Source organism: Lactobacillus nasalidis (assembly GCF_016587775.1).
Classification (GTDB): Bacteria; Bacillota; Bacilli; order Lactobacillales; family Lactobacillaceae; genus Lactobacillus; species Lactobacillus nasalidis.
This window is the reverse complement of record NZ_BOCG01000121.1, coordinates 1-407: the sequence shown is the minus strand read 5'-3', so window position 1 is coordinate 407 and position 407 is coordinate 1. Positions and strand designations below refer to the sequence as shown.

1 rRNA gene is annotated in these 407 nt (G+C 48.4%); it reads right to left on the bottom strand.

From position 1 onward, the window contains the following. A 23S ribosomal RNA gene (locus tag lacNas_RS01930) occupies nucleotides 1–345 on the bottom strand; the annotation flags it as partial. Between the last annotated feature and the right edge of the window lie 62 nt (nucleotides 346–407).

The window sequence follows — 407 nt, the reverse complement described above, 5'->3', positions numbered from 1 at the left end:
TTTTCCCAAATGCTTCTGCTATCCTCTGAAGTGCCATGACTCAGTCCTACAACCCCGGCAGATAAATCTGCCGGTTTGGGCTCTTTCCTGTTCGCTCGCCGCTACTTGGGAAATCGAATTTCTTTCTCTTCCTGCAGCTACTTAGATGTTTCAGTTCACTGCGTGTTCCTTTCATAAGCTATGTATTCACTCATGAATAACATATCTGCACATGCTGGGTTCCCCCATTCGGAGACCTCCGGATCAAAGCCTACTTACGGCTCCCCGAAGACTTTCGCGGTTAGTCGCGTCCTTCATCGGCTTCCAGTGCCAAGGCATTCACCGTGCGCCCTTCTTCACTTGACCTAACAAGTTTTGTTCTTTCGAACTCTCTCGGTCGCTTTGCAATCGTTCATTGATCTCAATGA